Origin of the sequence: Pseudomonas sp. Irchel 3E13 (genome assembly GCF_900187455.1) — a bacterium.
Taxonomy (GTDB): Bacteria; Pseudomonadota; Gammaproteobacteria; order Pseudomonadales; family Pseudomonadaceae; genus Aquipseudomonas.
This window is the reverse complement of sequence record NZ_FYDX01000026.1, coordinates 63,616-70,044: the sequence shown is the minus strand read 5'-3', so window position 1 is coordinate 70,044 and position 6,429 is coordinate 63,616. Positions and strand designations below refer to the sequence as shown.

The window sequence follows — 6,429 nt, the reverse complement described above, 5'->3', positions numbered from 1 at the left end:
CTTTCTCGGTCACTTGCTTGACCGCTTCGATCTTGAATTCTTCGGGGTAACGCTGACGACTCATGGCTCCTCCTATTTGGGCCTCATTATGAGGCTTGGAGGTGTCTACGAAACTAGGGGCGATTCACACTGATTGTGAAAGCTTTCTCAAAAGGTGAAAATGGCCTAGCAAGGAAGGCATGGTGCTCAGGACGGCGCCTCAATCAGCGAGCTTGTCATCCCTCCCACCCCAGCCCTTCGCAGCGAGGCTCATCAAAGAGCCGATATGAAATCTGCCCAAAACTGGAGTGCGTTGTGCTGAGTGACGATGAAATCAAGCTAGCCAAGCTGCTGTTTGGCCTTCTCAAAAATGCAACTAGCCAAACCGTCGTCAAGGACTTCCTTAGGACGAAGGGCATTCTCGTGTCTGCCCAGAATTGGGATGATTTGTTCGAGAAACGAATTGAGCCCGCCCTCACAGACAAGAGAATTTCAGTCGGCGACCTACGCGATCTTCTGCAGCAGGTGGAGGAGTACGGGAAGCAACACACGTTCCTTTTCAGTTGCACTCCCGATCGTGCCGAAGGACTTTTGTCACCCAAGCGCATCGCGGCGATCGCTGCCGAAGAGGGTCTGACCGATCTATTTCAGAACCCCCTCGATCTGGAAATGCCAGACTCCCCGACCATTGTCGACATCCGGCTCAACCATGTGGATCCGACGAAGCAGCCAGTTTCCTTGACAATCAAGGTTGTCGAAACTCGCATCATCAAGCGCCTAGTGTCTGAAGTGCATGATCAGACCAATGGAGAATTCGTCAAGCGATATACCACATCCAAAAAGCGTGTGGTCAACATTGTGAACTTGGATCATAACGGGCTCCTTGAGCTGAGAATTGCATCTCAAGATACACAGACTAAATATCACGACTTAGTTCGCAACCTGAAGAACAAAGTCAGAAAATTCATCCCTATGGATGGTTTCAAAGAAATCTCTTTAACTCAAGCGAAGTGCAAGATTTTGCGCGAGCGGGCCAGTCTGACTAACGAGATCCGCTATAGTACTTCCACGGCGACAAATGACCTTGGCACACGAATGCAGCTTTTCTCGCCAACGACCGATGACAACCTGTCGGCAGACGACGGGTCGATGGACGCGATTGATAGTTTTTTGGCTCGAGATGGACAAGTGACGGGTGCAAATATATACGTTAAACTACCCGACATTGATCCACCACGAGAGTTGCGCCTGCTAATCTCGGGAGAGATCAACGAATTCGCAGTTACCGTTGCGTGTTCCGCCGGAGAGTATGAATATGTACGCGGAAAAGTTATCTCCTTTAATTCTTAACCATCCAGATGAGGCAGAAAGCCTCCTCCTGATGGCCAGCTTTCTGAACGATTTCGAATCGCGCAGAGGCGAAGCTTTGTTCAGAATTAAACTTGATCCGCGACGCATGTTTGACATTATGCAGGCCGGAACGACTGCCCACCTCGCCATCCTAATCAAAATCCTTATTGAGGCACGCATATTCCAGCGTCATCTGATTGTGCGCTGCCCCAGTGGTGAAGGACTTCAGTTTCGTTCATATGGTGATATTCCAGAAGTTGTACGTGACCCTGGGCTAGATGTTGACTTTGAAGTTGAGGCTGACGTGGTTGAGCCCAGCTATTCGTTGGTGAACGATGACGCCTGCTGAAATCATGAAAGCTGTGCGCGAAACCTGGGAAAACTCGTTACCAGCAAGGCGGATGGCACAGCTACAGGTATTACGGCAGACCCTGGTTGACGAGGATGTCGAGCTCTTCGACTCCCTCGTCGACATCATGATCTTGAACCTTCAGGATGACCCGGATGCCGTGAGTCTCATGCTTGTCCACGGCATTCAAACTGACGGGGCCTGGCATGAGGCCGTTAGAGCAGCCTTCCGCGATATCGGCCACGTGAAGGTTAAGGGGCTGGGTTATGACTGTGTCACGCCCATCCAACTGGCTTGTCCATTTCGGAAGACACCTATTGAGCGGATCGCTGGCCAGCTTCGAGACATTCGAAGTATGGAGCCAAACTCAAAAATCATGGTAATCGCTCATAGCTTTGGCACCTATATTATTAGCCGAATATTGTCGCACTACACCGACATCAAGATTGACAGGATAGTATTCTGCGGTTCTATCGTTCGCAGTGATTACCGCTGGGATAAACATACCCGACATATGCCCGAAAATAGCATTATCAACGATGTCGGCACGCGAGATTTTTACCCAGTCTTAGCCACATTTTCCACTGTCGGATATGGCGGAACAGGTCGAAAAGGCTTCGGTAACATTCGAGTAGTTGATCGATTCTTTGATTATGGGCACAGTGATTTTTTCTGCCCTACCCATGACCACATAAATACTTATTGGAAGCCCTACATTCTTGATGGCACGATAGTAGAGTCAAAATGGAATACAGAGAAGCCAAAGCTCAGTATTCTTGTGCTAATGGCTTGTCATCCTTGGATTGGACGCCCTGCATTTTATAGCGCCATCGGGGGACTTCTGCTCGGTGCAGCTGCTTTAATCAGGCCGCTACTCTAGAACATGCACGAATATGAGCTATATCGCGGAGCCACCCAAAGTTTCGCAAAATCCAGCAAACCACTCCGAATACAAGCCATACAATAACGACAGCTTGAAGTCTAGCTGGCTGCCACTAAATAGAATACTTGGGGGAAAGCCTCTCAAATCTTTCGACTAGCTCTTGAACCTGACTGGCGAACTGATCAAGCTTTAGCAAATTAGCTATCCCCACAGCAACGGGAATCGCGCCATAGAGGCAGTAGGAGAGCGAGAGCCCAACCTCATCTGGAGCGCCTGCTCCGACTTTATAGCTCCAATACTTTCGACCCTCTTGTGGCTCAATAAAGTGGTCTAGGGATGATGCGGAAACGTGTCCTGCATCGTCAGACAGAACTTGATAGGTGAAGTATGAGGACTCCAAGGAGCCAAGCGCTGCCACAGCTTTCGGACTCATGAGTTTCAGTGACGCCTCAAGCTGATCCATCGCCACTTTCAGCGCCTGCCGAGCTTCAGGATCCTTGCTGTGGCCGAAGAGCGTTTGGTAGCGATTTCGCCGGCTTTTCAAATGGTCATCCCGAAGCATTTGCATGAACTTGTCCTTATCACCGTCCATCGCTGCAACTGCGAGGCTCACTTCTATGACCGATCGAGCCATAGCTCGACATTCGACATACATGCCTCGTTCAGCCATCAGAAGTGCTCCCTGGTAGAAACCCGCCGCCCGCATCAGTAGGCGCACTAGCACCGCTTCCTCATCCATCGAACTCGTGTGCACCGTGTTCAGCGCCTCTTGAGCCATTGCCATGATGAGGAGGTTAACGTCTTTCGCCAAACCGAAGAGTTCCTGGTTGGCCTCTCGGATGAGGGCAGCGGCATCATCGATTTCAGAGCTCAGAAAACCCGCCAAAGGTAGCTTCCATTGCATGGGTTCGTTCCTCAAGTACGCAGTTGGTCGATGGGAGGCGTGAAGTCGTGGGCTGGGTTTAGCACTGGCCGCGCCGGCTATACTCAGAGTTGAGATTCAGTGGTCGCCGATGGAGTATCGATGATGAGCGCTCAAAATCCTCCGCGTTCCACCTTGCTCCGTGAAGCAGTACTGGTCACGAAGGGGAAGACCCGGATCCTGAACAGTGGCGACTTGCTGACTACTTTAGACTTTATTGAGCTTGCTCAACTGGATCCTACTCGCGCCACGCTTCAGCTAGAGGAGTGGAAGCTGACGGGGAAAATATTCGCTATCACCCATGAAGGGGTTGAGTACTTTCCAATCTACGGATTCGATCCCGCCGCTGGCTACTCTCCGCGGCCTAGCATGCGTGAAGTCATCACTATCCTGGGCTCGAAAAAAAATGGATGGGGAATGGCATTTTGGTTTGGTTCTTCGAACTCCTACCTGGCCGGCAGAATGCCTAAGGATGTCTTCATGGAAAATCTCGGAAGCGTGCTGGAGGCGGCGAAAGATGAGGTAACCTCACTACCCTTCTGAAACAGGTGCGCAGCAAGATCACTAGTGCGTAAGCGTCCGGCGAACACACCTTCAGAATCCCCAAATTAAGGCCTAGATCGTCAGTCCAGTTTTCCATTCAAAGCCCTAAGCCGCTATGCTAGCTCCCCAACAACCCACCTGCAGGCTCAGCACTCCGCGTTGGCCAGCCCCCTCAGAACATAGGAGTTGGACATGGCGAAGGTGTTTGCTTTAGACCAAAATTTCTTCCGAAGCGGTGAGCTCGAATCTTTAATTGCGACTGATCCGACTGCAAAATTCGTAGTGCTGGACATCGCACTGCTGGAGATGGCTAAAGGGGACGAGTGGATGAAAATCATGCGGCGCTCATTGGAGATTTTGAGCAAAAGGCCCGGACGTATTTTGGCTTCAATCTCTCTAGGGGAGGCGCTGCGGTACGAACTGGAAACGCTGGATCGCGCGCCGCTCAACATGATTTGCAAGGAGTCGACTCGTTACGTACGGGCCCTGGCGACCGAACTTGCGGCCAATGATCCCGCAGCGCCAACCATCAGGCAGTTCCGTGCCCGGCTTCCTGCTGTTCAGAATGACCTAAGCCACGACGAGCTTGATCACGGCAAAAACCTGAAGCGCTTGCAAGACATGACGACTAAGGTGAAAGAGTTTTTGAAACCAGCGGGAATGAAGGTGGTCAAAAAACCAGATTTTCCAACCATTGAACGGCTGGCATTGGTATACTTCATCGCCTCGATTCTGGCCAAGGATGAGTTGGTTGCGCGAGGACACCTGCCAGTTCGCGTCAAACGGTTCTTGAAAGGTAATCCCCTATATTTCCGCTATTACCTCACTCTCGTCCGCCATGGCTTGGAGTGGGCAATAAAAGGAGGTATTGAGAACTACACCCCCCAGAAAGCGACTAATGATACCTTTGATCAGGAGTACGTCGTGGCAGGGTCTTTTTTTGACGACCTGTTGTCGTGCGAAAAGCGGGTAATTGTAGCGAATCAAGAGCTGCGTTTCATGCTGTCCATCAAGAATCCGGGTGGTATCACCCTACCATTCAGTCGAGCCGAGTAGCTCATCCTATAAGACACCTAACTCGCGCCCGCGACACCATCGCCCTTAAAGCTGGAGTTCGGAAGGTGAGTTCGCCGGACGCTTACACTAGTGCCAAGGTGTCTGTATGTGAACGCATATGCTAGGCGGGGTACGAAAGGAGGTGTCGTAAACTGCCGGCAATAGGCCAATTCGACTATCACTTGTTGAGCGCTTGCAGCAACGAATTCCTAGACGGCAGGTTTTTTTAAGAGATGACAGGTTCCATGCTGTCGACATGTTGCATCAGCTACTGCAAGCAACCGCTGCAGATGCAAGGTGATCGCATGGCCTTTACCATCTCTCGCAAGCGACTCAAAGCCCTCACAATTATTTTTAAGCGTCTGCGGCAGCCTCGCCGCCTGCATCTTGCGTCTTACGGGCGGGCTGAGCAGCTCGTTTTCTGCGAATATCCGAAGTTGTCCGCCCCAGACGAACAGCTACCGCTAGCGCGAGGAAGCCAGGGAAGAAGTGAACTTCCAGCCACGACAAAGCCCCTCGCTCTGCATTGCGTTTGATCTCGTTTTGCACATTTCTGGAATTACGAACGAACTGAAAGGTTTCACAAAGTCTGTCTGCAGACTGCTGTGTTGCCGAGCTTTTCAAGCCAGCGGACAGCTGAGAACAGTCAAAAAAACTCTCCATTCTTTCCGGCCAGTCAGCATTTTTCAGATGCGCAGAGACGGCTTGAATCCTGTCCTGCAGGACTTTGATGTCCGCATGGTATTCACTGCTGCCCATAGGACCATCGGTCGGGTCTCGGCTATCCAAGACCATTAGTGTCTGAAGGTTAGCTGCTACCGAGATTTCAGCCGCCTTGCGCATTTGGCTGAGGTTTCCAACGTAATCGGGCAGTTGGCTTGCAGCAGTGTCTAGGTTTGCCTTGTTGGACAAAAAAAGGATCGAGATGGCTGCCAAGCCAAGCCACAGGTAGTCGCTGGCTACCCATAGCAGTTCGTGCCGATATTGGAAGTAACCCAAAAGCTGGAAAATGACGAAACTGAGCAAAAAAACGCTAATAAACATGTCCATTCTCGACCTCGATAGCATTGCGGGCGCGCAGCGTAGCAGATTCCAAATGGGTTCGCGCCGACGCGTCCCAAGGACGACGACCGCTTTCTGGTGTAGCCCCAGCGCCTGGTCGCCGACATCCGCCGCGCCCTAACGTCGGAAGGCATCGTGGCCCTGGACCACGACATCTATAAGATCTGGTTCGCCCGCAACTACAAGGCGCACGAGCTGAACACCGTGCTGCTGGACAACGGCCTGGCGACCATGGGCGCGGGTGTCGGAAATTTATTATCGCTGTTTGGGCATCGTAGGATCCTG

Annotated in this window: 7 protein-coding genes and 1 pseudogene; 6 read left to right on the top strand and 2 right to left on the bottom strand. The window is 51.5% G+C overall.

Going from position 1 to position 6,429, the window contains the following annotated elements; translation table 11 throughout:
• Positions 1–294: 294 nt before the first annotated feature.
• From CKW37_RS30905 to CKW37_RS30895, 3 genes are read left to right on the top strand one after another with little or no spacing between them, the layout of a single operon-like run.
• A complete protein-coding gene (locus tag CKW37_RS30905) occupies positions 295–1,329 on the top strand; it encodes a hypothetical protein (RefSeq protein ID WP_095159893.1) in 1,035 nt (344 codons plus the stop codon).
• Positions 1,295–1,678 carry a hypothetical protein gene (locus CKW37_RS33400; RefSeq protein ID WP_256587898.1) on the top strand — a complete coding sequence of 128 codons (384 nt, stop codon included), beginning with the start codon at positions 1,295–1,297 and terminating at the stop codon, positions 1,676–1,678. Before CKW37_RS30905 ends, CKW37_RS33400 begins: the two co-directional genes overlap by 35 nt.
• Positions 1,665–2,558 carry an alpha/beta fold hydrolase gene (locus CKW37_RS30895; protein ID WP_095159892.1) on the top strand — a complete coding sequence of 298 codons (894 nt, stop codon included), beginning with the start codon at positions 1,665–1,667 and terminating at the stop codon, positions 2,556–2,558. Before CKW37_RS33400 ends, CKW37_RS30895 begins: the two co-directional genes overlap by 14 nt.
• 115 nt (positions 2,559–2,673) lie before the next feature.
• Here CKW37_RS30895 and CKW37_RS30890 read toward each other — a convergent pair whose 3' ends face one another.
• Entirely contained in the window at positions 2,674–3,465 is a 792-nt protein-coding gene (locus CKW37_RS30890; RefSeq protein WP_095159891.1) for a DUF5677 domain-containing protein, read from the bottom strand.
• A gap of 120 nt (positions 3,466–3,585) precedes the next feature.
• Between CKW37_RS30890 and CKW37_RS30885 the strand changes: the two genes are divergently transcribed.
• The gene (locus tag CKW37_RS30885; protein ID WP_095159890.1) at positions 3,586–4,026 is read left to right on the top strand and encodes a hypothetical protein; all 441 of its coding nucleotides are present in this window, start codon (positions 3,586–3,588) and stop codon (positions 4,024–4,026) included.
• Positions 4,027–4,218: 192 nt separating this feature from the next.
• Entirely contained in the window at positions 4,219–5,082 is an 864-nt protein-coding gene (locus tag CKW37_RS30880) for a hypothetical protein (protein ID WP_095159889.1), read from the top strand.
• Positions 5,083–5,436: 354 nt separating this feature from the next.
• Here the strand turns inward: CKW37_RS30880 and CKW37_RS30875 are convergent, their stop codons facing one another.
• Complete coding sequence (locus tag CKW37_RS30875; protein ID WP_095159888.1) at positions 5,437–6,132, bottom strand: hypothetical protein; 696 nt, start codon at positions 6,130–6,132, stop codon at positions 5,437–5,439.
• A gap of 72 nt (positions 6,133–6,204) precedes the next feature.
• Between CKW37_RS30875 and CKW37_RS30870 the strand changes: the two are divergent.
• Positions 6,205–6,405 (top strand): annotated as a pseudogene (locus tag CKW37_RS30870) (acetolactate synthase large subunit); the annotation flags it as partial.
• Positions 6,406–6,429 lie beyond the last annotated feature (24 nt).